Source organism: Pedobacter sp. Leaf216, from assembly GCF_001421515.1.
Classification (GTDB): Bacteria; Bacteroidota; Bacteroidia; order Sphingobacteriales; family Sphingobacteriaceae; genus Pedobacter.
This window is the reverse complement of the sequence record NZ_LMKM01000037.1, coordinates 34,359-59,653: the sequence shown is the minus strand read 5'-3', so window position 1 is coordinate 59,653 and position 25,295 is coordinate 34,359. Positions and strand designations below refer to the sequence as shown.

Here is a 25,295-nt window from a genome sequence, read left to right as displayed (position 1 = left end):
TTGCATCCGGAAAAATTAACCGATCTAATTGGAGAAATCTATTGAAGCGGTGCAATCAATATTAACATGAGAAAAGCAGAAATTAAAATAACAGTTGAGTTAGACGATAACAATATGCCAGAGAATATTCTTTGGGAAAGTACCGATGCACAAACAACAGATCAGGTGCCGGTAAAATCGATGATTCTTGCCCTTTGGGATCATAATTATAAAAACTCGATGCGTATTGATCTCTGGACAAAAGATATGCCTGTTGATGAAATGAAACGTTTCTTTTACGAAACTTTGCAAACAATGGGAGATAGCTTTTTAAAAGCCACAAACGAAACTTTAATTGTTGAAGATCTGCGCGATTACTGTGCACACTTTGCCGATAAAATGGGGATTATTGAAGGACAGTAGTTTAGTCAATAGTTAATGGATAAAAAATGACAGGCATTTAGCTGAAAATTTTGAAACCATCAGCTTGTGTCAGATGTGTTAATCAATTCTAATAGTTTTCGCTTTTAGGGTTTTTGAAAAATGCAGATTAGGCTGATACACTATAGGCAATCAACTATTGCACATTAACTAATGTTGAAACAGGTAACAATTCAAACAATTTATCAATTAAGGAAGTTTTGAGATAGGCAGACCAATTTTTTACATTACCGTGGACTATCATTAACTCCAAAACAGTTGACCATTCATACAATTAACCATTATAAAAATGTTAGTATTAAATAAATTCAGGGCTTGGTTAGGCATAATATTATGCGTTATTGCTGGCTTTTGCCCAATTTTAAAGGTACCTATTAAAGGGAACTGGAATTTGTATCAATCTGATGCGCGTTTATTTCTAATTACCTATGCGATAATAGCCATTTCAGTTCTATTCCTTTTTATCAGAAGTGTTGGTGCATTTAGGTTTATGAGTTTTGTAATGGCAATATGGTATGTTTTAGCTGTTGTAGCCGTTTATTTTACCGCCAACAATTACACAAAATATAGTTTCGCCAATAAGTTGATCGGTAAAGTAGTACACTTCCAATGGGGTTGGATTGTACTTTTGGTAGGCGTTATATTTATGCTCTTTAGTGTTAAACGCGGCGAAAAAATTACAGCTTAAACTTTTTCGTGCAACTGCGAGGTTAGTTTAGCTACCTCATATCCTTTAGCTTTACATCTGGCTACTATTTCATCATGAGTTTTCTTTGGCATTGTTTGATTACGGCTCATGATGAACAAAAATTTATGATCTGGGTGGCCAACCACTACGTAAGAATAATCATCAGCCAGCTCAATAATCCAGTAATCAACCTTTATCGGCCAAATAAATTGCGCCTGTAATTCTCCTTTATCACCATCTTCTGAAGGAAACATTTTCGAACTCCTGGAGTACACCTTATCATCGCCCGGTTTTTTATAGGTAGTAAATACATTGTAATAACCATCTTTATTCAAGGTATACTTTGTGGTTGTTTCCCGGCTTCCTCTATCAAAAATTGTAGGAATAGAATATAACGAATACCATGTTCCAGAATATTTTTTTAAATCTAATTTAGCCACAGGAACATTTTTTTCCATGGGCAGGTAAGTTAAAAGAACAAGCAGGAGTGAGCAGATCGTTTTCATAATAGTAGGTTTTGCTATTATTTACGGATTTGACCCAATTTTGGTTTTAACAGTCTTAGTCTAAAGTAAAATAATCATCTGCATCTTCTTCCAGCGGGATATAAATTCTTTCCCATTCATTACCATCTACAATTTCCCAGGTATGCCCTTCTCCAGCGGTATCATTGGCAATAAGCACAATTCCTGGTTCGATAATAAAGGTTTCTCCGTTACTAACTGTAAACTTCAATTTACCTTTAAGCGTAATAACATATTGCCTCCTTGGTGCCGGATGAGGGATTTTCTCTAAAGTGGAAACATCGGTTTGGGCAAAAAAGTAATTTGCATTAATGTGCTGACGGATTGGGATCTTGCCAGTTTCAAATGCACATTTGTCGCCTTCAATATTGATTAAACGTATAGCTTTTAAGTAGTTGTTTGGCGTTCTGGCTTGGTTTGTATTCATTTGCTAAATAAGGGTTAAAATTTTAATTCTGTTTGTCCTTTTCTGGCAACTTCACTTTCATGTTGAAGCAGCCATTTTTTGCGCCATAATCCGCCTGCGTAACCAACCAGTTTGCCGTTGCTGCCAATTACCCGGTGGCAAGGTACTACTATTGCAATATTGTTTTTTCCATTTGCCGATGCAATAGCCCGGATCGCTAAAGGATGATGCGCCGAAAATTTGGCATATGAAGTGGTTTCGCCAAATGGTATGGTTAATAAGTTCTGCCAAACCTCCTGTTGAAACGCTGTTCCCGTTTGTTTCATAGGGAAATTGAAAACCTGCCGTTTGCCATTAAAATAATCATTTATTTGCATTGCAACATTCTTAGTAAGTTGGTTTTCTGCCATACCTGTAGTATCTTTTTCGGCAAAAGTAACAGCATACACAAATTCATCATCAGCAAAGATGGTTATTTTTCCAACTGGCGATTCTATAACTGATGCATAATCCATGTTTTCTATGCCTTCTGTACTTTCGTGACTAATTTCACTAGGGTTTTATCTAAAACAAAATTACAACAATACAACAATTTAAGCGCGCAATATTTATCAATAAAAGTATATTTGCGGTTATGCAATTGGCCAAAGAGGTTAAATATTTAATACATAAGGAAGTACTGTTAGAGTGGCGTTCAAAATACACCATTAACGGTGTATTGCTTTATGTGGTTTCTACTATTTTTACCTGTTACCTGTCGTTTGTTAGCCTTGGCGATAAATTAACCTGGAATGCTTTATTTTGGATTATCATGCTTTTTGCCTCCATTAACGGCGTATCGAAAAGCTTTTTGCAAGAAACTAAAGGACAGCAATTATACAGTTACATTCTGGCCAGCCCTGCTGCAGTTTTAATTTCAAAAACTGTGTACAATACCTTACTCATGCTTGTACTTACTACAATAGCATTGGGTTTCTATACCATGGTTTTCGATACATTTACACCGCCCGATATGATGATGTATTACATCGCTGTGGTATTGGGCAGTATAAGTTTTTCTACTGTATTTACCATGGTTTCGGCCATTGCTAGTAAAGCTGGTAACGGCGGAATGCTGATGGCTATTTTAAGTTTTCCGATTATTATCCCGGTATTGATCTTATTGATTAAGCTGGCGAAAAATGCTGTGGATGGCTTGCCTTGGGAGAATAGTTTTGATGAAATAGGCATGTTGCTGGTGGTAAATGTACTGATGGTGGCAACCTCTTTATTGTTATTTCCTTACCTTTGGAGAGATTAAGATGAATGATAGAATGAGAGATGAATTGAATGGTATAGTGGAAATACAGTCGCTAATTCAATCATTTAAAATTCAATAATTAAATACATGTATGAATAAAACCTGGTGGAAAATTTTAGGTTCAGTTTTAGTGGTTTATACCGCAATTGCGGGTTTATTACTTGGTGTACCGCATTTGCCAATATTAAACGAAACAATCCGTAATCTGTATTTCCATGTGCCGATGTGGTTTGCAATGATTGTCCTTTTTTCAATCTCTGTTTTTTACAGTATTAAATCGTTAAGCACTAAAAGTGAAATTGACGATATTAAGGCTGTGGAGAGTGTAAATGCAGGAATTATTTTTGGCATTCTGGGCTTAATTACGGGTGCAATCTGGGCAAAATATACCTGGGGGCAATTCTGGAGTTTTGATCCTAAACAGAATTTTGCGGCAATATCCATCTTATTATACTTTGCTTACCTTATTCTTCGCAATGCAATTGATGAAGAACAGAAAAGAGCAAAAATTTCGGCTATTTATAACATTTTTGCCTTTCCAATGATGGTGGTATTGCTTTTTGTGTTGCCACGCTTAAAAGATTCATTACACCCGGGCAATGGGGGTAACCCAGGTTTTAACAGTTACGATTTAGATAGCCGCATGCGTATGGTATTTTATCCAGCTTGTTTAGGGTGGATATTGATTGGTTACTGGGTATATACCATCCGTTTCAGAATACGTTCAATAGAAAACAAACAACAACATAATTAAAATGAAAAAGATATTTTTCTCCTTAATATTAATGATCGCCACTTTGCAACTATTTGCTCAGGATAACGGTGTAGAAATGGCCGATAGCCTGCGCAGCAATGGAAAAATCTACGTTGTTGTAATTTGTATCGTAATTATTCTTGTAGGCCTGCTTGCTTATCTTTTCGCTATTGATAAAAGATTAAAGAAAATTGAAAAAGAAAACCACAATAGCAAATAATAGGATCTTAAAGGATTATAGCTATAAATATTTTATCGTTTCAAATGGCAATAAATAAATGCGTTATTGCTGATAATTTCATAAATTTTATATTTATCTTATTGTAAAATAGGATGTTATCGATTTTTAAAGTGCTAATTAAAGATACAAGCCGGTAAAGACATAAAATACCTACATCGCAGTATTGTTTTTTGATAATTTATTGATCAAGTTTGGTTAGTTAAAAATTAAATCAACGGGACGATTTAGATTAACATTGAAAAGTGATCAACATAATTGGTCACTTTTTTTATGTCATAATTCCGCTGCCGAATTACAATATTCGTAATATTAGCCCGGTTTTATTGCTCTGTTTGTTAAGTGTTGTAATAAAAGCATGATTTAAATATTTTTTTTATAATTTTTTTAGGTTGAAATAAGCTTCAATAAAAGCGATAAAAATGGTCGTTTTTCTAATCTTTCCCAAAGCATTTATCTGCGTTTAAATAGGTGTTAGTATTGTTTTTGAACAATTTGCTACAATTGGTATAACTACTGTGGTTGCAGCAAATCAGCGTGGTGTTTGGTGTACACTAAGTCTTTTTTCATTTGGATATGTGCGGTTTTTTTAGGCAATTTTGCATCGAAAACTTATTCATATTAAAAAATAAATAATGGCTAATCTAGCAGACGAGAACAAGTTCTTTGCAGATGTTTGTAAAAACTTTGACAGTGCGGCTCAATTCACCAATCATCCGGAAGGTTTATTGAACCAGATTAAAACATGTAATAGTGTATATCGTTTCCAGTTCCCAATACGCCGCGGAAACGGTTTTGAAGTAATTGATGCCTGGCGTGTAGAGCACTCTCACCATATGAGCCCTACAAAAGGTGGTATCCGATATAGCGAAATGGTTAACGAAGATGAGGTTATGGCACTTGCAGCCTTAATGACATACAAATGTGCTATTGTTAACGTTCCATTCGGTGGTGCAAAAGGTGGGATCAAAATTAACACCAAACAATATAGCGTTGCCGAATTGGAAACGATTACCCGCCGTTATACTACAGAATTAATTAAGAAAAACTTTATCGGTCCCGGTATAGATGTTCCTGCTCCTGATTATGGATCTGGAGAACGCGAAATGAGCTGGATTGCCGATACTTATATGACCATGAACCCTGGCCAGTTGGATGCCTTAGGCTGCGTAACTGGTAAACCAATTGCTCTACATGGTATCCGTGGTCGTAAAGAAGCTACCGGCCGTGGTGTGGCTTATGCCGTACGCGAATGTGTAGAAGTTGCAGAAGATATGGCCAAAATTGGTTTTAAAGCAGGTTTAGGTGATAAAAGAGTAATTGTACAGGGTTTAGGTAATGTGGGTTACCACTCAGCTAAATTTTTGGCCGAATTTGGGGCTACAATTGTAGGCTTATGTGAGTATGAAGGCGCAATTTATAATCCCAACGGATTAAATGTTGATGAAGTTTTCGCACATCGTAAAAATACAGGCTCTATTTTAGGTTTCCCAGGTGCTACCGATTTTAAAAACTCAATGGAAGGTTTAGAGCAAGATTGTGATATTATTGTTCCGGCGGCTTTAGAAAACCAGTTTACTGAGCTTAATATCCGCAATGTTAAAGCAAAAATTATTGCTGAAGGTGCAAACGGACCAACTACACCAGAAGCTGAAGCTATTTTTACTGAAATGGGTGGAATTATTATTCCTGATATGTATTGCAATGCTGGCGGGGTTACGGTTTCTTACTTCGAATGGTTAAAAAACCTTTCTCATGTTGCTTTCGGACGTATGGAAAACCGTTATGCGGCAAATTCTAATGCAAACCTGATCAATACTTTAGAAAACCTGACTGGTAAAACGATCTTGCCTGAGCACCGTTTGATGATTGTTAAGGGTGCCTCAGAAATGGAATTGGTAAACTCTGGTTTAGAAGATACCATGATCCATTCTTATCATGAAATTCGCGAAACTTTGAAGAATAAGCCAGGCACGCAGACATTAAGAACTGCTGCTTTTGTAAATTCAATCGATAAAATTGCAGTTTCTTATATGAATTTAGGCGTTTGGCCATAATACTTAGTTTTTCATCCTGAGCTTGTTGAAGGATCAAGAACCAAATGAAAGCCTTGCAGGATTAAAACTGCAAGGCTTTTTTTATTCATTGTTAAGAGTTACGATCTAAATCTATTGCCAACTATTAAAGCTATTTCTAGCTCTTTTTATTTTGAAAATGAATGCTCCTGTATTTGATAGGAGTGGTTTAGTCCTGTTACAAAGGTCTTTTTTAGTTTTACTCATTAAAGTTGCTTTAAATCACCCTTTATCTGCAAAATTAGCCTATTTGCGTACCGGAATATCAATTGGTAAATTAAATTTGATCTGGCTGTTAATACCATTTTTAAAGGTTTTTAAAAGCTGAATTAATGCATTTGCGTCTTGATTTGAAAACAGTAATTCCGATTCCAGTTTAATTTTATCTTTTCCTGTGCTTTTTGCTTTAATTTCCAGTTGGCTAAAGTTGCTTAAGTTCTCAGCGATAAGTGGCATTGGCATTTGCTTCAACAATTTTTTAAAATCTATTTTAAAGTAAAAGAAATCTTCAGAGGATATTTTATTAAGGTCTGGTTTAATATTTGGTAAAGTACTCAACTGAATATTGCCTTCGGTACCTTTAAAATAAGTTTGATACAGTGGAATTATTGTTCTGCTGATTTTTCCGGTTGATTTATCCAGCGCACCTAAAGATTTTAGGTAATTACTTACTTCCTGATCATTTGCACTCATGTTAATAGATATAGCCGGAATTTTTTTGTCCTGAAGAATTTTTTTCTCCACCCGTTCAAAATCATCATTATATTCATAACCAACAACAGTATCTACTTGGGTAATGGTGTTGGTCCATTCAAAATCTAAGTAATCTTTGTAAAATTTCGAAAAGTTATATTTTGAAAAAATAGAAGTATTTGGTGGCTGATTGTTTTTCGATACATCAGATTTATATTTTCCGTTTAACCACATGCTTACGGTACTTTCAGGATTTAAAACGCGATGTTTTGGTTGCAGTGCAGGTTCAATCCATTTATTGGTAAATTCATTGCTGAAACTGATTTTTCCATCGGTAAAGCTAATCTTGCACAAATTGTTGCTATCCTGAAAAACTAAATGATCGGTGATGTTAATCAGGTTATTAAATTTGCTTTCACCAATTTTTACCATGTTTTTTTTATTCAGGATCTCTGTAAGTACTGTTTTAACCTGTTCTTTTTGAGGAGAAAAAGCTAAAACAGCATTTGATTTGTTGAATAAAATTGAGATGGTCGAATCTTTTGATTGAAAGAAACCTAACTCTTTTTTCATCAATGGCAGGAAAGTATTTTTCTCAATAAAGCGGTTAAAAGCCAACGTATCTGTTATTTCAAAGCTCGAAAAGAAGGTTGTTTTTGCTTTTTCTGCCAAGGTATACATATAGATATTTGCCGGAATTTTCAAGCCTGTTTTTAAATCCTCTATTTTATCCTTTATGCCTTTTTTATCCCCTCCAGTATATTGGTTGGGATGTTTTATATAACTAATTGCGATGGTTTTATATAATTCATCAACATTAATTTTTAGCAGGGCAGTGGCAGAAGTTGGGATTGATATCTTATTCGCCTGTATCTGCCGATACTTGAAAAAGCCGAAATAACAAATCAGCAGCAATATTACTATTGCTGCTGTTATTTTTAAAAATTTCATCATAGAAAAGGTTAACTTTTTAAAGGGGTTAGTCGGTTAACTACTGAAAATTGTTATTAAAACAAGCAAGTGATTACTTCGCTGCATTTTCTATTAAAGAGAACAGGTATTTCAATGCATTTTCGTGTCCGTTCGGTATTTCTGCACTGATATCTGCTGAAACCAATCTACCTTTAATCGGGTTCGATTTCATATATACATTGCCCATTTTTTCTAAAGTGCTGTTAAATTTCTTAGCCGTTTCTTCGCCGCCAATTTCCGAATCCGGTACTTTGCCCACCAGGTTTTTGGCATTAAATAAAAAGCTGAAATTGTTTTTGCTCAATAAATCTTTATGCAATTTGCTTAATTTATTGTTGCTGTATTGATTGTTGCTAATTCCCTGCATCTCTGTTAATGAGTTGCCAAAAAATACAATACCATCTTTAATCATGAAATAAATATCAATTGGGCTTTTCTTTTCCTGGAATTTGTATATGTTATTTTCAACAGTGATAAAATTCTTGTTCAGCCCGTATTTAATTGCTTTGTTAATCAATCTGGTATCTTCAGATGAGAACATGAAAAGAAAATCGGGCAGGGTTTCTTGTTTCGTTTTAACTACCTCTTTTTGCTTATAATCATCATCATATTCGTAAGTGGTATAGGTAACGTCTTTAGTATTTAAACCGTTAATTACAAACAGGGCATCGCCTTTAACAACTTTGCTTATAGCTTCTTCATCCAAAATAAGTGAGATCAGATCAGCTCCCAAATCAATTTCTTCATCCATTCTTGCTCCTAAAAAAGATCCATAGGCTTGTTTCATTAATTTAGGAAACTCTTCCAGGTAAGCTTTGGTATCAATCGAGTAACTCATAAAACCAAGTGCTTTTTCGCTGTTTACATATTTCAGGAATTTTTTGTTCAACTTCCTGTTCATGATTTTTTTATAAGCATCTGCCTGTTCCTGAACCATTTCCAACCCTGTAGAAATACGGAAACTTTTATTGTCCATAAAAAGCTTTGCATTTAAACTGCCATAACCTTTCATTAAACCAGCTTTTCCATAGGTGCCAAATTCTGGTGCTATTGAGTTGTAAACATCCTGTAAACTCGATACCCAAAGTTCTGCAATGGCTTTATTGTTTAAACTTGCGGTATAGGATTTATTGTTTTCGATAGATTCGTATGTGCCGTTAAAAATCTGATCGGCCTGAGTAGTCATCCAGATAAAGGCTAATCTTTTTTTCTTTACATCCTGCTCGGTAAGCTCTTTTTGATAATCCTGATAATGTTTTTCATCGCCGGCCTGGTTGTAGTTTGCCGCATCTGCAACATCGCCCGAAACATAAGTTGCAGCACTGTCTGTTACCATATCATCAGCCATATCAGGTGCAGTTTCATCATCAATAAAGCCATCACTTACCGGTTTTTTCTTTTTGGCAATGGGAGCTTTTTTACGGGTTTTAACTTTGATTGATTTTTTTGTTGGTTTTTTCTTTTTAGCAGTGGTTTTGGCCTTTTTATAAGGTTTTATAGTGGTAGGCTGATCAATTGTTTCCGGGTAAGCAATTGTTGCAACAGAATCTACAGTAACTACTGTACTGTCGGTTACCGTTGTGTCCCATCCATATTTTGTGTCTTTAATTCCATAACGTGCAGATTTGACAGAATCCGCAAAGAAAGAACTTTTAATGCTTCCTGTTACAAAATAAAGCATGTTGTTATTCCATTTGATTATACTCGTGCTATCTGGCAAAATCATTGTACGGATATCGCCTTGCTGAGTATACTTTTTTTCTTTGTTTTCAATCAAACTTTCAAATTTTGCAGCATCTTTAATAGGGATCAAGAAACAGTTATAGGTAATGCTATCGCTTAACTGATTGAAGTAATACATGTTTTTCTCCAGGTTGATGCCAAAATCTTCAATGCTGGTAAAATTTTTATCCAGTGACTTTGATGTTTCCGTAAGTAATTTTTTGCCAACAAAAGATTCGTTAAAGTCTTTCACAAACATGAGTTTGAAAACATTGTCGCCTTTAATAGTGGCTACTGTAAATGCATTTGAAGGGATTTTCTTGACTAAATCCTGTGCCTGCGCCAGTTGAAAGGATAAAAAGAAAGAGATGGCAATTAGAATTTTTTTCATTTAGATAGGGTTTTTCGGAAAGTGTGATTTTATTTAGACAGTTGTATCGTGTTTGATACGTTAATTTTTCCATTAATTAAATCCATGATGCTGGTTTTTAACATTACTGCTTTTTTGGATTTCGACACATTTGATGCCGGGTTAGTGCTACTTGTTACAGGAGATTCGAAACGGTAAATACTGGTATAGGTTGCGCCATTAAAAACAGCTTTGTCTTTCGCCTTTAATTTATTGAATTCGGTTTTTGCTGTACCTACAGGCTGATATTTCCTGTTAAAAGTTTTTGTGGTTTTGTTATAACTGTATGAGGATGTATTTGTAGCCTTAATTTTTTGCTGCGCAAGGATGTTTTTAGTGATATTATTGATGTTCGAAACATCTTTAAACGAAAAACTGATGGTTGCAATGTAATTGCTAAAATCACTTGTGCTCTTTACATTCGAAATGCCTTCCGATTTTTTTAAATAAGCTACAGCTTCATTAAGTTCTTGTTGTATTTTTTGTTTACTCGGTACTTTGTATCCCTGTACACTATCAAGTAGCATTACCGAAGCTACTTTGGTTTTGCTCTGGCTCAGGTTTATGGTTAATACAACATCTCCGGTTCCATCATTTTTCAAGGTAATTTCCTCAACTACTTCAAAACAGGAACTTAAAATGGGTATTAGAAAAATAAATAGCAATAGCTTATAAAACTGTTTCAAGTTCATGTTTATCCGGTTTATGTTTATTGTGGGATGTAAAAAGGAATAAAATCTGATGGGTCAAACTTAATAATTTCGAAGCTAAGTTTTATCGGATTTAAGATATTCCTTAAGATCAGTTATAAATAGATGCTTTTGTTGAAAATATTTCTGATAAAAATCAGGTAATTGTCAATATAAAGACAAGAAAAATGTAAAAGAATGCTTGCTAAGCCTATTTTTCTATCTTTGTTCCCAGCTTTTACAATACACATCATCATGAAGAAAAGTGCAATCATTGGGTTAATTACCATCGCAATTTCCGTAGGGATTTTATTTAGCTTAAACGCAAATACAGATACTTACTCTAATTTCAAACAGGCCGCTACTTCTAACAAAGAAGAGCACGTAATGGGCTATTGGGAAAAATCAAAAGGTACGTATTACGATGCGGTAAAAGATGCCAACCATTTTTCATTCCATATGAAAGATGAAAAGGGAGAAGTAAGAGAGGTAGTGTATGCAGGTACTAAGCCACAAGATTTTGAAAAGTCAGAAAAATTGGTTTTGATTGGTAAAATGGATCAGGACAAATTTTACGCATCCAAAATTTTAATGAAATGCCCTTCTAAATATAACGATAACCTGGTTGAAATCAACAAGGATGGTAAGGTTGATACTGTAGGTAAGTACGGCGAAAAAAAAATATAACTAATTTTAATGGATATTCAATTTGTAGGCGAACACCTGCTGCCGGGTAAAATCGGTCAGTTTTTTATTGTACTGGCGTTTAGTGCATCATTACTTTCAACAATCGCATACTTTTATGCCAGTCGCGAGAAGAATTTAGAAGATAAATCCTGGCGAAATTTAGGCCGTATTGGGTTCTTAATTAATTTTGCTTGTATTATTGGTATAGGAGCAATTCTATTCTACCTGGTATTAGGTCACTACAATGAGTACAGTTACATTTATTGGCACTCATCAAAACAGCTTCCAATACACTTTATTATTTCTGCTTTTTGGGAAGGACAGGAAGGTAGTTTCTTGCTTTGGGCTTTTTGGCAATCATTTTTAGGTACTCTATTAATCTGGAAAGCTAAAACCTGGGAGCGCCCTGTAATGACAGTTGTGGCCTTTTCACAGGTGTTTTTAACATCGATGCTTTTGGGTGTAGAAATTTTAGGAGAGCGCATCGGAAGTTCTCCTTTTATACTACTAAGAGATTCTCTTGATTTAAAATCAATGGCACCTGTTGTTTTTGCAAATCCTGAAAATTTCGCTAATTATTTAAAATTCATTACTGATGGGAGAGGATTAAATCCATTGTTGCAAAATTACTGGATGGTTATTCACCCGCCAACTTTGTTTTTGGGTTTTGCAAGTATGGTTGTGCCTTTTGCTTACGGAATTGCAGCTTTATGGCAAAAAAGATATAAAGAATGGATTAAACCAGCATTACCATGGACGCTTTTTGCGGTAATGGTTTTAGGTACAGGTATTATTATGGGTTCGTTTTGGGCTTATGAAGCCTTAAATTTTGGTGGTTTCTGGGCTTGGGATCCTGTAGAAAATGCCTCTTTAATTCCATGGTTAACCTTAATTGGTGCTGTACACGTAATGATTGCATATAAAAATACCGGTCATGCTTATTTTACAGCCATTGCATTGGTATTTTTAAGTTTCTTATTGGTGCTTTATGCATCGTTTTTAACCAGAAGCGGTATTTTAGGCGATACATCCGTTCACTCATTTACCGATATGGGTATGTTTGGGCACTTAATTTTATACAATGTTGTATTTGCCGTTTTAGCAGTTGTATTAATTGTAATCAGGTGGAAAGAATTGCCGATTACCACCAAAGATGAAGAAACCTATTCGCGCGAATTCTGGATGTTTATCGGAGCTTTGGTAGTAACCATTGCCTGTATTCAGGTTATTTTCTCTACCTCAGTGCCAGTATTTAATAAGGCTTTCGGTACTAAATTTACTCCTCCTATTGATGCTGTAAAGTATTACAACCAATGGCAGGCACCATTTGCGGTGTTAATTACATTAATTTCAGGTTTCTCTCAATATTTAAAATATAAAAGAACCGACCCGCGCAAATTTTATAGCAGCTTAATTTCTGCAATTGTTTTTTCAATTGTTTTAACTGCGGGTTTGGTGTATGTAGCAGAAATCTACACCAACACCATGTACATCCTGATTACTTTTAGTTGTTTATTTGCTGTACTTTCCAATGCAGCCATATTGTATCAGGCTTTTGGTGGTAAAGCCAAACTGGCCGGATCTGCAATTGCTCACATTGGTTTTGCTTTCTTAATTTTAGGTGCATTAATTTCTGCCGCTACAAATAAGCCAATTTCCATCAATGCGAATAAATTTATTCCTGTAGAAGGTTTTGAAAAAACAGAAAAGCCTGGCGAGAACATAATGTTATACAAAAACGAGCCAAAACAAATGGGTAAGTATACTGTAACCTATGTAGCCGATACCACAGTGGCACCAAATACCATTTATACGCTTAATTTTAAAGTTTTAGATAAAGAAGGTAAGGTTAAAGAAGATTTTAACTTGCATCCGCATGTTCAGGCAAATGAAAAAATGGGCTTAATTGCATCTCCTGATACCAAGCACTATTTAACTTACGATGTTTATACACACATTACGAGTGCGGCTGTTAAACAAGAATCGCATGATGACCATGAAGGGCATTCGGATGATGAAAACTATAAAGCACCTCGTATTGTAAAGGTTTCGGTAGGGGATACCATTCATACCTCAAGTGGAATAGTTACCGTTAAAGATTTAAACAGAAAGCCTACCGCAAAAGATTTAGCATTAGGCCAGGGCGATTACGCTGTTGGTTTACCTTTAGAGATTAGTGCTGCGGGTAAAATTTACAACACAGAGCCTATCTTTTTAATAAAAGGTAACAATACTTTTGATTTCGCACGTAAGGTTGATGAACTTGATCTGAAATTCCGTTTTTCGAGGGTATTACCAGATGAGAAAAAAGTGGAACTTCAGATTTTTGAAAAACCTCAGCAAGCTAAAGATTGGGTTGTTTTTAAGGCAATTGAGTTTCCATTTATCAATTTATATTGGGCAGGTACCATTGTAATGGTTGTTGGTTTCTTACTTTCAATTTTCAGAAGAAGAAAAGAGGCCAAAGTAGCATAACAACATGAAGATTGTTTTATTAGGTTCGGGTAATGTTGCCACACAATTGGCCAAGGCTTTAAAGGCTGTAGGTGAAGAGGTGGTGCAGGTTTATAGCCCTAATCTAAATCATGCACAGTTTTTAGCTAATTTAATAGAAACCAAAGCAGTAAGCGATTTAAATGATCTTGAACAGAATGCTGATTTATATATTATTTCGGTAAAAGATGATGCCATCGCCGCAGTTGCCAGATCATTAAAAAATGTAAATGGTTTAGTGGTGCACACATCAGGAACTACAGATATTAATACTTTATCCTCACTGGTGAAAAATGCGGGTGTTTTTTATCCTTTGCAAACTTTTTCTAAAGGGAAGGAAATTTCATTCGTAAATATTCCACTTTGTATTGAAGCTGGTAACGAAGATCAACTAACTGTTTTAACCAATTTAGCAAGCAAATTAAGTGCTAAAGTATATCCGTTAGATGGAGAGAAGCGAAAAGTATTACACCTGGCAGCCGTGTTTGCCTGTAATTTTCCGAACCACCTTTACACTTTAGCCAATGAAATTTTGAATCAGAATGATTTGGATTTCGAAATCATCAGACCTCTAATTGCCGAAACGGCTGATAAGGTAATGAGCAATCTGCCTGAAAATGTGCAGACGGGACCAGCAGTACGGGCTGATGAAAATACTTTAAATAAGCACATGAGCATGTTAACAAGCATGCCCGGGTTGCAGAATATTTATCAAACATTAAGCGATAGCATAAAATTAACGCTGAAATAGTATTATTACGGCTTTTGCTTATTACTTTTGCAAAATAATTATGAGCATTTTTAAACTAAAAATAAATTTTGAAGAAGCAGATCACGAATCTATTGAATTGCCAATAGCAGCGGGAGAATCTGTTTTAGATGTTTGTCTGGATAACGGAATTGAATTACAACACAACTGCGGTGGTGTTTGTGGTTGCAGTACCTGCCATGTATACGTAACAAAGGGCATGGATAATATCGAAGAGATTTCCGACAAAGAAGAAGACTTTATCGACAGAGCTGTCCGTCCGAAAATTACTTCCCGCCTGGGTTGCCAATGTGTGGTAATTAATGGCGATATTGAAGTTACCATTCCAGATCAATCAGACTTTATGGGTCACTAGGTATAGTCCCAAAGCAAAAGTCATTAGTCGGTTAGCCAATTTATAAATTTAGCCGATTACCAATTTCAACAATTAACCAACAAAACAACATGAACAACGATAAATTTGCTTTACCTTTTTACTGGAATGATTATGAAGATATTGCAATGTCTTTATATGAGAAATTCGGTGATGACTTTACAGAAGCTAAAATCTACCGTATCCGCTTTACTGAGCTTTTAGAATGGGTTTTATCCTTACCAAACTTTAAGGGTACCCGTGAGGAAAGCAGCGAAGGGCATTTAGAGCAAATTCAATCTGCCTGGGTGTACGAGTGGAGAGATAATCAGTAATTTGTTTGGAGTAATGAGTTTAGAGTTTTGATGCTCCATTAAACTTCCAACTCCAAGTTCCAAACCCCAGCTAAAGATGTTTCTCCAAAAACTAAAAGAGATCACCACTTTCATTTTTGATGTAGACGGTGTGCTTACCGATGGGTCAGTTCAGGTTACTGATAATGGTCAATCGCTACGCACATTTAACATTAAAGATGGTTATGCCATGCAATTGGCAGTTAAAAAGGGATATAACATTTGTATCATTTCTGGTGGTGATGGTATTGCAATGGGAAAACGCTTCTTCAATTTAGGGGTTACCGATGTTTTCCTTGGAACCGGAGATAAGGTAGCCATCTTTAATCAATACCTTCAGGATAAAAATATTACTGCCGGAGAAGTGCTTTATATGGGCGACGATATCCCTGATTTAAAAGTAATGAAACTGGTAGGGCTTCCAACCTGTCCGGCTGATGCCGTAGAAGAAATAAAAGCCATTTCTACATTTGTATCTCCCTATAAAGGAGGCAAAACTGCTGTTCGCGATATTATCGAAAAAGTGATGAAAGTGCAGGGCAGATGGCATGATGAAAATCCGAACGCTGCCGATTCTGGCATGTAATTTAGCTTAATTTATAATTTATTGGGTGCTGCAAAATAATTCCGTCTTAACAAAGTTATTTCGGAAGGTGTGAAACGCAGCACATTGTAATTTGCAACAGCTAAGTTACATTTTGCCATTAAACTATTGTTTTTTTTTAGACTCAAACCATCTCAATTTTCAACCAAAAACAACAAAAACAACATGAAAAAATTAATGATGATTTGCGGATTAATGCTAGGTATAGCTGGTTTTGCTAACGCGCAACAACAAGGTGGTGGACAAGGCAGAATGATGATGAAACCTGAAGACCGCGTAAAACAGTTAGACGAGAAATTAAAACTATCTGACGATCAGAAAACGAAATTAACAGCTGTTTTTACTGAGCAGGCAGAAACCATGAAAAAAATGCGCGAAGAAATGCAAGGTGGTGATAGAGATGCAATGAGAGAGAAAATGCAAAAAATGCGTGCTGATAATGATGCAAAAGTAAATGCTGTATTAACTGACGATCAGAAAAAAACTTACGAAACCTGGCAAAAAGAGCAACGTGCCGAAATGGAAAAACGTAGACAAGGTGGTGGCAACAACTAAATCTTGTTAAAATATTAAATAAGAAAGCGGCTTTAGGCCAGTCATGGTCGGAAGAAAAATCTTCCGACTTTTTTTTGTTTTGAGGAGGTTATTTTATCAAAATAAACACCTGTAAATCAGGAGATTAGCTTGTTTTTATTGATTATTATTTGTATCTTATAGACTGATAATCAATAAGATATGGCCATATTTAAGGATCACAACACCACAGTAAAACAGCTGCTTGGCTTCATTCCCGAGGCGCTTTTATCAAATTTGTCTCTTACTACCAGGATCGACCATTATGCAAAGGTTCTGCAGGGCAATAAGCTGTTCTATTTATTGCTCTATGGCATCCTGGACAATGACAGACTGAGCCAACGAACCCTGGAAGACACATTTAATGATTCTGTATTCAAGATGCTTTTCAATCTAGATGAAGATGAAACGGTACGCAGAAGTTCTATTTCTGAGCGATTGTCCAAGGTTGATCCTGACTATTTTAAGCAGATATATGATTGTATCTATGAGCAATTTTCCAGGGCATATACATCCACAGAGCGGAAGAAGAACAACCTGATCAGGGTAGATAGTTCCATGGTCAGCGAAAGTGTCGGTAAGCTCATGGAAGGGATCGATAACAAAAGTGGCAAAAAGGCGGTCAAGTATAGCATTGCCTTTGATGGTGTTTTGCCATGTTATTCAACCGTATTCACCAACCCCAGCTACGGAAACGAGGATAATGCATTGCCGGAAGTTGTAAGGGGGCATATAGGAAAGGAAGCAGGCCACCAGAATATCTATGTGATGGACAGAGGGCTGCAATCAACCAGAACGATAGCTGCTTTCAGCAAGGAGAAGATAACTTTCCTTTGCAGATCAAAGGAAAACAGGAAACTGGTTGAACTAGGCTCGTTCATTACTGAGGGAATGGAGCTCGATCTGGGTGAATCCGTACTGGTCAGCGACCGTAAGGTTCAGCTCTACACCGGTATTCCCATCAATAAAAACGGCAAAAAATATTATAGCGAAGAATTGGTGGACATCCCTTTTCGGCTTGTAGTAGTTAAGAGCAAGGGAGAAGATCAGAAGGAATATTGGCTACTGACCAATGACTTCCAACGCTCCGCGGCGGAGATTTCACAAGCATACAGAAGGCGTTGGGACATAGAAGTCTTTTTCCGATTCCTAAAACAGGAACTCAATGTCAGCCATCTTGTTTCGCTTAACAAAAATGGGATACAGGTAGTGCTGTACATGACACTGATTGTTGTAATGATGCTTTTGATGTACAAAAAAGCTAATAAAATCGGTTATAAGACTGCTAAAAGGCGTTTCGCTATGGAGGTTAGAGACCTAACAATTGCTATGATCGTTGTGCAATGTGGTGGAGATCCGGGCCTATTTTTTAAAACATAAAAAATGGCCGGAATTTCTTCCGACCATGACTGGCTTTAGGCCGCTTTTCTTATTTTAGCAAAAAAATAAAATATGCCTGTAAATTTTCCCCCTATTGTTTTAGCCTCTAAATCGCCACGCCGACAAGAACTGTTAACCCTTATGGGTTTAAATTTTAAAGTAGAATTAAAAGATGTTGATGAGAGTTATCCTGATGGTTTAAGTCCGGCAGAAATTGCAGTTTATATATCAGAGCAAAAAGCAAAGGCGTTTACCGGAGATGGTGAAATTATAATTACCGCCGATACTATTGTAGCTTTAAATGGCGAAATTTTAGGCAAACCAACCGATAGGGCACACGCACAGGAAATGCTCAAGAAACTTTCAGGCAGCAGGCATGAAGTATTTACAGGCGTAACGGTTGTTAAAGGCGATAAAAGTCATTCATTTTATGATCGTACAGAAGTGTACTGTAAAGCCGTTACCAGTGAGGAAATTGATTTCTACATCGATAATTACCAACCTTATGATAAAGCAGGCAGTTATGGTGTGCAAGATTGGTGGGGAATTGTTGTAGTAGAGCGCATTGAGGGTTCGTATACGAATGTAATGGGCTTGCCAACCGAAAAGCTTTATAACGAACTCCTTAAATTTATTTAAATCTTTTTGTGGAATATCCTACATCGTTACATCATCTAATAAAATGATCACGATGAAAAGGAGAATTAACGAAGTTACCATTGCTGAACCCTGTTTGCAAAATTGGGATGAAATGGAAAAGGGTGCAGGTTTTAATTTTTGTACAGCCTGTAGTAAAAATGTAATTGATTTTTCAGGCTATACTAATGCCGAAATCATCGGTGTATTATCCAATTCAGGTTCCTCTGTATGCGGCCGGTTGAGCCAAACTCAATTAAACCAGCTTAATTATCATTTGTCAGTTGTACCAACAACAAATAGAAACTGGATGAAATATGTTGGAGTGCTGGCTATAGGCATGAGCATTTTTGTGATGGATGCACAGGCTAAAAATATTAAAGCACCAATTGAAACTGTAAAAAGTATTAACCACAAGCACGGAGATATAAAACCGATTATACCTAAAAAAGTATTTGGTTATGTTTTTGGTGCCGATAATAAGCCTGCAGCAGGGATTAGATTAATCATTGTTGATACCAAGTTTTTTGCAACAACCGATGAAAATGGCCGGTATGAGATAAGTTTAGGTGATAAATTTAACGTTAAAAATAACCAGATAATTGTTGAAAGTATACGATATAATGGTATGCTAATACTCAATTTTTCTAAAGACAAACAGAATGACCTTAAGCTTAAAAAAGAAGAACCCATGATTATGGGACGTATGATTATTGCACCAAAGAAAAGTAAATTACATTAGTGTAAAGAAGTCACCTATAGAAATGGATATCTGTTATTATATCATACTGGCAAGTACGCCCATTTTTAAATCATATGTAGAAAGCTTCAAATGGTTTATTTTTGTTCTACCCAATATGTAATTAGTGATCAAGGCAGCAATAACAATCATATCTACCCGTAAAGGAATTATGTCTTGCATTTCGGTTCTTTCCTGATGTGTTGAATTGAGTATTTTAATTGCTGTTTCTATGTAATCATCAAAATTTAATGCTAAAGTTTTCATTGTGGCAATGTCTGCCTTTTGATTGTTTTTTCTCGTGATAAGTGCTGCAAATGTTTCAAATGCACCAGCTGAACCGATTAGTATTTTTGGTTTATATTTTTCGCAGATATCAAAAAGATCTGTCAATTGATTTTGAACATGGAACAAAATGGCATTTTTCTCTTCATCGGCCAATGGGTCGGATTTAAAGAACTGTTGCATTAAACGCGCAGCGCCAATGTTATAACTTTTCTTCCAGATTAATCTTTCGGTATCACAAAGAATAAATTCTACGCTCCCACCTCCAATATCCATAATTAACGATAGCTCAGTAACTGCACCACTTAGTTTTACACCCTGGTAAATTAATTTAGCTTCTTCATCGCCGGTAATGGTTTCGATCGTTATTCCTGCTCTAGCTTTAACCACATCTACAAATTCATTTCCATTTTTAGCACTTCTTACCGCCGAAGTAGCTGTCGCCCTTACCTCATCAACCCGGAACTCGGAGATGGTCCGGCTAAAATTTTCAAGACAGCTTATTCCTCTTTCAAAGGCTTCAGGAATGATGAGATTATCGTTAATTCTACCTTCGCCTAACTTAACGGGTACATTGGTTTTATAAAGAATTTCAAATTGCTTTCCCTCTTTTTCAGCAATAAGCAAATGGAAAGTGTTGGTGCCAAGATCGATAATAGCAATGCGCATAGTTTTTTTGGGTTTTGGAAAGCAGTAGCAGTGTTTCTTCGGAAACTGTGGTCCTGCTATCCATTAAATTTCGTTAATGTTTTTGCTAAATTAAATGAAGTGAACCGAAATACCATTGCTATCAGGTTTATTTTATTAAGGCCTGTGGTTTTTGGGGGAAATAGCATGGTGTTTATCAAGTACTATTTAGTTTCGGTCGGTGAGACACCAACCGATAGGTGAATCCGATTTATTTTCTTCATCCATCTTTTTCTAATGGTCGGTGTTTGTCCGACCAATGTATTAAGATGAAACAATCATGTAATTTGATCCTTTGATGCTGCTCATTTTCAATCGGTGAAACACCAACCGGTAGGTGAAAAATTGGCACTGGCCAGGCTACCTTAAATAGTAGCAAAAACTGTTGTTAATAAACGGGATAGCAGCGGCAGCCTCCGATTTTTATTCGGAGCTATAGCGTATAGCCCGACTGATGCCAATATAATTACTCAACTGCTTTTCAAATTACTGTTATCTTACGGGTCAAAATATTAAGCTAAGCAATCATGTAATTTCGTTTATATAGGCTGCTTAGTTCCGGTAGGTGAAACAACCGACCGATAGGTGAATATTGATATTGAGTTTTTTCTAAAGGCATTTTTGAATTCATCTATATTGCTGTTTAATACCTGCTTTGCAAATTTGGTAACCCCAAGGCAAACAATTTCTCAGATAGCTGATGTGAATTAATACAGATGCTGAAATAAATTCAGCATGACGATTGCATAAAAAAACCGATGCTTGCGACATCGGTTCTTAAATTTAATATTAATAATTACTCGAAGTATTCTTTCATTCTTTCGAAGAAACTCTTATCATTTTTACCTGGTTGAGGCTTAAAATTTGGAGATTCACGAAGTTTCTCTAAAGCACTGCGTTCGTCGCTGCTTAAAGCTTTTGGTGTCCAGATGTTGATATGGATAATTTCATCACCCCTATGGTAAGAGTTCACTTCTGGTAAACCTTTACCTTTTAAGCGCAATAATTTACCACTTTGAGTTCCTGGATCGATTTTAATTTTTGCTTTACCATCAATGGTTGGTACTTCGATGCTCATTCCTAAAGCAGCATCAACAAAGCTTAAATGCAAATCGTATACAATGTTATTGCCTTCACGTTTTAAGGTTTCATGTGGTGTTTCTTCAATTAAAATAATTAAATCACCTGGGATACCGCCATTAGGAGCTGCATTTCCTTTTCCACTCATGCTTAACTGCATGCCTTCGCTTACTCCGGCAGGGATGTTAATGGTAATTGTTTCTTCTCCACGTACCACACCGTCTCCATGGCAAACAGTACATTTCGAAGTAATCTGTTGTCCGCTACCATTACAAGTAGGGCATGTAGATGCTGTTTGCATCTGGCCCAAAATGGTATTGGTTACCCTACGCACCTGGCCGCTACCTCCGCAGGTACCACAAGTACTTACTGATGATTTATCTTTTGCGCCCGAGCCATCGCAGGTTTTACAAACGATTAATTTATTAACCTTGATTTTTTTCTCTGCGCCGTGTGCAATTTCTTCAAGGGTTAATTTAACTTTTATACGGAGGTTAGAGCCTTTGGCAACCCTACGGCCACCACGTTGCTGACCGCCGCCACCACCGCCGAAAAAGCTTTCGAAAGGATTATGGCCGCCAAATACATCGCCGAAATTGCTAAAAATATCGTCCATGTTCATGCCGCCACCGCCGTAGCCACCGCTACTTGCGCCACCAACTCCTGCATGACCATATTGATCATAACGTTGTTTTTTCTCCGGACTGCTTAATACCTCATAGGCTTCGGCGGCTTCCTTAAATTTATCTTCAGCAGCTTTATCCCCAGGGTTTTTATCCGGGTGATATTTAATCGCCATCTTGCGGTAGGCTTTCTTTATCTCATCAGCAGCTGCGCCCCTGGCTACGCCCAATACGTCGTAATAATCTCTTTTACTCATCTTCTTTATAAAATGATTGAATGATTGAGTAATGGAATAAGAGAATGTTAATTCAATTATTCAAAATTCAATTATTCAATAATTATTTCTGTATTAATGATTAAATGACTGATGGAATAAGAGAATGGCTTTTAGCATTCAACCATTCAAATTTCAATCATTCAATAATTTACTTTTTTATGCTCCAACTACAACTTTAGCAAAGCGGATTACATTATCATTTAAGGTATATCCTTTTTCAACTTCATCAATTACTTTTCCTTTTAAATCCTCAGTAGGGGCTGGGATATTGGTAATTGCCTCGTGGAAATCGGTATTAAAAGGTTGGCTGATGCTTTCTACATCTTTCAGGCCTTTCTGTGCCAGTGTGTTTTTCAGTTTTGTACTAACCAACAAAATACCTTCTTTTACCGGAGCAACATCAGCAGCAGTTTCCATTGCTTTTAACGCACGGTCGAAATCATCTAAAACTGGTAAAAGCGATACAATTACATCTTTACCAGCAGTTTGCAATAATTCTACACGTTCTTTTTGGGTACGGCGTTTATAATTGTCGAATTCTGCGTATAAACGTAAATATTTGTCGTTAAGCTGTTGAACATCTGCTTGCAATTTTTCTTCAGCAGATAATTCTGGAGCCTGCTCAGTTTCATTTGCAGAAGCATCAGTATTCTCTACATTTTCAGCAGTATTTTCTGATGTATTTTCAGGATTCATTATATTTTCTTCTTTATCGTTATTTTTCTTCTTATTAAACATAATACTAGGCTGAATTTTTTTGTGTTAATCTCAACTATTTTGCCATAAACGGAAATCAGCCAAGCTGTCAGATTTATTTGTATTTATCTGAACAGATTGGCTGATTAGCTGACGGATGTCAGAATTTTTTATACGATTTGTGCATCTTCATGCACCACACCATTTTCACATTTAATAATGCGTGAAGGGAAAGTACGGATAATGTGGTAATCGTGAGTGGCCATTAAAACCGCAGTTCCGGCCTGGCTAATTTGCTTTAAAAGGGTTACAATTTCTTCTGATGTTTCCGGATCTAAATTTCCTGTAGGTTCATCGGCAAGTATAATTTCAGGATCGTTTAGCAAAGCCCTCGCAATAACGATACGCTGTTGTTCACCTCCCGAAATTTCATGGGGCATTTTTTTAATTTTAGAACGTAAACCAACTTTGTCCAAAACATCTTTAATGCGTTCATTAATTAGTTTTTCGTCTTTCCAGCCTGTTGCTTTGAGTACGAATTCGAGGTTTTTTTCAATTGTTCTATCAGTAAGTAGTTGAAAATCCTGAAATACCACGCCTAATTTACGGCGTAAAAAAGGCACCTGACTTTCTTTTAGATTTTTAAGGTCGAAACCGGCAATATTACCATCGCCATTACCAATATGAAGGTCGCCATATAATATTTTAAGCAAACTACTCTTACCGGAGCCTGTTTGCCCGATCAGGAAAACAAATTCGTCTTTTTCGATATGTAAATTTACGTTGGAGAGGACTAAATGTTTCTGCTGAAAAACATCAACATTGCTTAAATGAATTACTGAATTGCCTGCCATATTATATTTCTAATTTTGCAATCTGCCCGTAAGGCAAATCTTTAACCATTTCCATAATGTATTCCTGCTTGTCTCCAAGTCCGAGTTTTTCCAGCGATTTATCAGGTCTATCAACCCTAAAATAAGCTAAAAGTGTAAACTTGTCATCTCTTAACTGTACGTAATCTGGAATTTTGGCTATGCCTTTAACTTTAACGATATACATTGTGTCCAAAAATAGCTATTTAAGCTGAAAGCCCAAAGGAGAAAGCTTAAAGACTAAAATACAGAAATTCAGTTTAGCTTGTTCAAAAACTCAATTGTATTTACATCATCGGCATAATCCCAAAGTTTTGGATGCTGACTTTGGCCGAAATCAAAAGTTTTAAAATTTAACGGAGATTTGGTAATCACACACTGAATGTTTTCAGATTTATCTTTCAACTTTTCTTCAACCTCCTGCAGATGCTCATATTCTTCATAAAAAAGAACAGCCAGTGGCGAGGTAAAGCTTTCATCTTCTTTTAACAATAAAAATCCGTTGTCGAAGTGCTTAGCTGCATTAACCAGGTAAATAGATTTATTGTAATCGTAATTATTATTGTATTTAAAATGGCTTATAATGGGCTGAAAGCTTTCTATACCTTCATAAAAATTAGCAATATCGTAACCTTTCGGGAAATAAAGTTTTGCTACATTTCTGCAGCCTAATCCAAAATAATCAAAAATATCGTTGCCCAGATTCTGGATGTCTTCAAAACTTTCCGAACCATCTAAAACGGCAACACTGTTTCTGTTTTTCCTGATGATGTTTGGCACTTTGCTAAAATAATAATCAAAATAGCGTGATGAATTGTTACTTCCTGTGGCAATAACGGCCTCAAAATCTTTCAAACGTTCTACATATTGGATGTGAGTATCAAAAGCGGGCTCTATTTCTATCAGTGCTGCAATTACCGCTTTAATCAATTTATCGTCAGCCGAAGAAAGTTTTATCAGGGCAATATTTCCAGTAGCCAGTACACTTAAAACATCATGCAAACCTACAAGAGGAATATTTCCTGCTAAAATTAAACCCACTTTCTTTGGGGAGTTACTAAACCTGATTGATTTGAACCAAACGGTTAAATCGGCCTCATTTAACATCTCAGCAAATGATAAAATAGATTTTTTTATATTTTCTGCGGTGAACCATGCATTGGTATTTTCAGCGCTATAAAATGCATTTCCTAGTATGTCAGTAGGGTTTGTAAGCAATGTGCCTAGTTGGTTAAACGCGGATATTGCTTTTTCTTGAGTTAATGCTGACATATTTAGAATTATTATTAAGTGATTAT

General features: G+C 36.1%; 28 protein-coding genes. 16 read left to right on the top strand and 12 right to left on the bottom strand.

Going from position 1 to position 25,295, the window contains the following annotated elements; genetic code table 11:
- Window positions 1-66: 66 nt before the first annotated feature.
- Together gldC and ASE74_RS22835 are read left to right on the top strand one after the other, a co-directional pair.
- The gene (gene gldC, locus ASE74_RS22840) at window positions 67-402 is read left to right on the top strand and encodes a gliding motility protein GldC (protein ID WP_055914613.1); all 336 of its coding nucleotides are present in this window, start codon (window positions 67-69) and stop codon (window positions 400-402) included.
- 307 nt (window positions 403-709) lie between these two features.
- On the top strand, window positions 710-1,108 hold the full coding sequence (locus tag ASE74_RS22835) for a hypothetical protein (RefSeq protein ID WP_055914610.1): 399 nt from the start codon (window positions 710-712) through the stop codon (window positions 1,106-1,108).
- Here the strand turns inward: ASE74_RS22835 and ASE74_RS22830 are convergent.
- From ASE74_RS22830 to ASE74_RS22820, 3 genes are read right to left on the bottom strand one after another with little or no spacing between them, the layout of a single operon-like run.
- Entirely contained in the window at window positions 1,105-1,614 is a 510-nt protein-coding gene (locus ASE74_RS22830; RefSeq protein WP_055914608.1) for a lipocalin family protein, read from the bottom strand. The two genes, ASE74_RS22835 and ASE74_RS22830, sit on opposite strands and share 4 nt — an antisense overlap.
- Window positions 1,615-1,669: 55 nt before the next feature.
- Entirely contained in the window at window positions 1,670-2,059 is a 390-nt protein-coding gene (locus ASE74_RS22825) for a hypothetical protein (RefSeq protein WP_055914605.1), read from the bottom strand.
- 14 nt (window positions 2,060-2,073) lie between these two features.
- Window positions 2,074-2,553 carry a methylated-DNA--[protein]-cysteine S-methyltransferase gene (locus ASE74_RS22820; RefSeq protein ID WP_055914602.1) on the bottom strand — a complete coding sequence of 160 codons (480 nt, stop codon included), beginning with the start codon at window positions 2,551-2,553 and terminating at the stop codon, window positions 2,074-2,076.
- A 119-nt stretch (window positions 2,554-2,672) separates the two neighbouring features.
- On the opposite strand from ASE74_RS22820, the gene ASE74_RS22815 reads away from it, so the two are divergent.
- From ASE74_RS22815 to ASE74_RS22800, 4 genes are all read left to right on the top strand, one after another.
- Window positions 2,673-3,338: a heme exporter protein CcmB gene (locus ASE74_RS22815; RefSeq protein ID WP_055914600.1), complete on the top strand. Its 666-nt coding sequence runs from the start codon at window positions 2,673-2,675 to the stop codon at window positions 3,336-3,338.
- A 91-nt stretch (window positions 3,339-3,429) separates the two neighbouring features.
- Window positions 3,430-4,092 carry a cytochrome c biogenesis protein CcsA gene (gene ccsA / locus ASE74_RS22810; protein WP_055914597.1) on the top strand — a complete coding sequence of 221 codons (663 nt, stop codon included), beginning with the start codon at window positions 3,430-3,432 and terminating at the stop codon, window positions 4,090-4,092.
- A gap of 1 nt (window position 4,093) precedes the next feature.
- Entirely contained in the window at window positions 4,094-4,312 is a 219-nt protein-coding gene (locus ASE74_RS22805) for a CcmD family protein (protein ID WP_055914594.1), read from the top strand.
- A gap of 653 nt (window positions 4,313-4,965) precedes the next feature.
- Window positions 4,966-6,387 carry a Glu/Leu/Phe/Val dehydrogenase gene (locus tag ASE74_RS22800; RefSeq protein WP_055914591.1) on the top strand — a complete coding sequence of 474 codons (1,422 nt, stop codon included), beginning with the start codon at window positions 4,966-4,968 and terminating at the stop codon, window positions 6,385-6,387.
- A gap of 264 nt (window positions 6,388-6,651) precedes the next feature.
- Here the strand turns inward: ASE74_RS22800 and ASE74_RS22795 are convergent, their stop codons facing one another.
- The 3 genes from ASE74_RS22795 to ASE74_RS22785 all read right to left on the bottom strand — a co-directional run bounded on the left by ASE74_RS22795 (window position 6,652) and on the right by ASE74_RS22785 (window position 10,893).
- Complete coding sequence (locus tag ASE74_RS22795; protein ID WP_157255510.1) at window positions 6,652-8,052, bottom strand: hypothetical protein; 1,401 nt, start codon at window positions 8,050-8,052, stop codon at window positions 6,652-6,654.
- Between the two features lie 70 nt (window positions 8,053-8,122).
- Window positions 8,123-10,183 (bottom strand): hypothetical protein, encoded by a 2,061-nt coding sequence (locus ASE74_RS22790; protein ID WP_055914586.1) that lies wholly within the window; start codon window positions 10,181-10,183, stop codon window positions 8,123-8,125.
- A gap of 29 nt (window positions 10,184-10,212) precedes the next feature.
- Window positions 10,213-10,893, bottom strand: coding sequence for a hypothetical protein (locus tag ASE74_RS22785; protein ID WP_055914583.1), 681 nt, complete (start codon window positions 10,891-10,893; stop codon window positions 10,213-10,215).
- A gap of 252 nt (window positions 10,894-11,145) precedes the next feature.
- On the opposite strand from ASE74_RS22785, the gene ASE74_RS22780 reads away from it, so the two are divergent.
- From ASE74_RS22780 to ASE74_RS22735, 10 genes are all read left to right on the top strand, one after another.
- Window positions 11,146-11,577: a cytochrome c maturation protein CcmE gene (locus ASE74_RS22780; protein WP_055914580.1), complete on the top strand. Its 432-nt coding sequence runs from the start codon at window positions 11,146-11,148 to the stop codon at window positions 11,575-11,577.
- Between the two features lie 9 nt (window positions 11,578-11,586).
- Entirely contained in the window at window positions 11,587-14,052 is a 2,466-nt protein-coding gene (gene ccsA / locus ASE74_RS22775) for a cytochrome c biogenesis protein CcsA (protein WP_055914575.1), read from the top strand.
- 4 nt (window positions 14,053-14,056) lie between these two features.
- Window positions 14,057-14,821: a Rossmann-like and DUF2520 domain-containing protein gene (locus ASE74_RS22770; protein ID WP_055914573.1), complete on the top strand. Its 765-nt coding sequence runs from the start codon at window positions 14,057-14,059 to the stop codon at window positions 14,819-14,821.
- Window positions 14,822-14,861: 40 nt separating this feature from the next.
- Entirely contained in the window at window positions 14,862-15,194 is a 333-nt protein-coding gene (locus ASE74_RS22765; protein WP_029275355.1) for a 2Fe-2S iron-sulfur cluster-binding protein, read from the top strand.
- Window positions 15,195-15,283: 89 nt separating this feature from the next.
- The gene (gene iscX / locus ASE74_RS22760; RefSeq protein ID WP_025143141.1) at window positions 15,284-15,526 is read left to right on the top strand and encodes a Fe-S cluster assembly protein IscX; all 243 of its coding nucleotides are present in this window, start codon (window positions 15,284-15,286) and stop codon (window positions 15,524-15,526) included.
- A gap of 76 nt (window positions 15,527-15,602) precedes the next feature.
- The gene (locus tag ASE74_RS22755; protein ID WP_055914570.1) at window positions 15,603-16,130 is read left to right on the top strand and encodes an HAD family hydrolase; all 528 of its coding nucleotides are present in this window, start codon (window positions 15,603-15,605) and stop codon (window positions 16,128-16,130) included.
- 183 nt (window positions 16,131-16,313) lie between these two features.
- Entirely contained in the window at window positions 16,314-16,703 is a 390-nt protein-coding gene (locus ASE74_RS22750; RefSeq protein WP_055914962.1) for a Spy/CpxP family protein refolding chaperone, read from the top strand.
- A 180-nt stretch (window positions 16,704-16,883) separates the two neighbouring features.
- Complete coding sequence (locus ASE74_RS22745; protein WP_055914566.1) at window positions 16,884-18,101, top strand: IS4 family transposase; 1,218 nt, start codon at window positions 16,884-16,886, stop codon at window positions 18,099-18,101.
- A gap of 72 nt (window positions 18,102-18,173) precedes the next feature.
- Complete coding sequence (locus tag ASE74_RS22740; protein ID WP_055914563.1) at window positions 18,174-18,740, top strand: nucleoside triphosphate pyrophosphatase; 567 nt, start codon at window positions 18,174-18,176, stop codon at window positions 18,738-18,740.
- Window positions 18,741-18,792: 52 nt separating this feature from the next.
- On the top strand, window positions 18,793-19,479 hold the full coding sequence (locus ASE74_RS22735) for a hypothetical protein (protein ID WP_157255509.1): 687 nt from the start codon (window positions 18,793-18,795) through the stop codon (window positions 19,477-19,479).
- Between the two features lie 36 nt (window positions 19,480-19,515).
- Here the strand turns inward: ASE74_RS22735 and ASE74_RS22730 are convergent, their stop codons facing one another.
- The 6 genes from ASE74_RS22730 to ASE74_RS22705 all read right to left on the bottom strand — a co-directional run bounded on the left by ASE74_RS22730 (window position 19,516) and on the right by ASE74_RS22705 (window position 25,269).
- Window positions 19,516-20,430, bottom strand: a complete 915-nt coding sequence (locus ASE74_RS22730; RefSeq protein ID WP_055914555.1) for an exopolyphosphatase — start codon at window positions 20,428-20,430, stop codon at window positions 19,516-19,518.
- Window positions 20,431-21,244: 814 nt separating this feature from the next.
- On the bottom strand, window positions 21,245-22,408 hold the full coding sequence (gene dnaJ, locus ASE74_RS22725) for a molecular chaperone DnaJ (RefSeq protein ID WP_055914551.1): 1,164 nt from the start codon (window positions 22,406-22,408) through the stop codon (window positions 21,245-21,247).
- Window positions 22,409-22,585: 177 nt separating this feature from the next.
- A complete protein-coding gene (locus ASE74_RS22720; protein ID WP_157255508.1) occupies window positions 22,586-23,167 on the bottom strand; it encodes a nucleotide exchange factor GrpE in 582 nt (193 codons plus the stop codon).
- A 128-nt stretch (window positions 23,168-23,295) separates the two neighbouring features.
- Window positions 23,296-23,979: a cell division ATP-binding protein FtsE gene (locus ASE74_RS22715; RefSeq protein WP_055914548.1), complete on the bottom strand. Its 684-nt coding sequence runs from the start codon at window positions 23,977-23,979 to the stop codon at window positions 23,296-23,298.
- Window position 23,980: 1 nt separating this feature from the next.
- The gene (locus tag ASE74_RS22710; protein WP_055914546.1) at window positions 23,981-24,184 is read right to left on the bottom strand and encodes a hypothetical protein; all 204 of its coding nucleotides are present in this window, start codon (window positions 24,182-24,184) and stop codon (window positions 23,981-23,983) included.
- 68 nt (window positions 24,185-24,252) lie between these two features.
- Entirely contained in the window at window positions 24,253-25,269 is a 1,017-nt protein-coding gene (locus tag ASE74_RS22705) for an acyl-CoA reductase (protein ID WP_055914544.1), read from the bottom strand.
- Window positions 25,270-25,295: the final 26 nt, after the last annotated feature.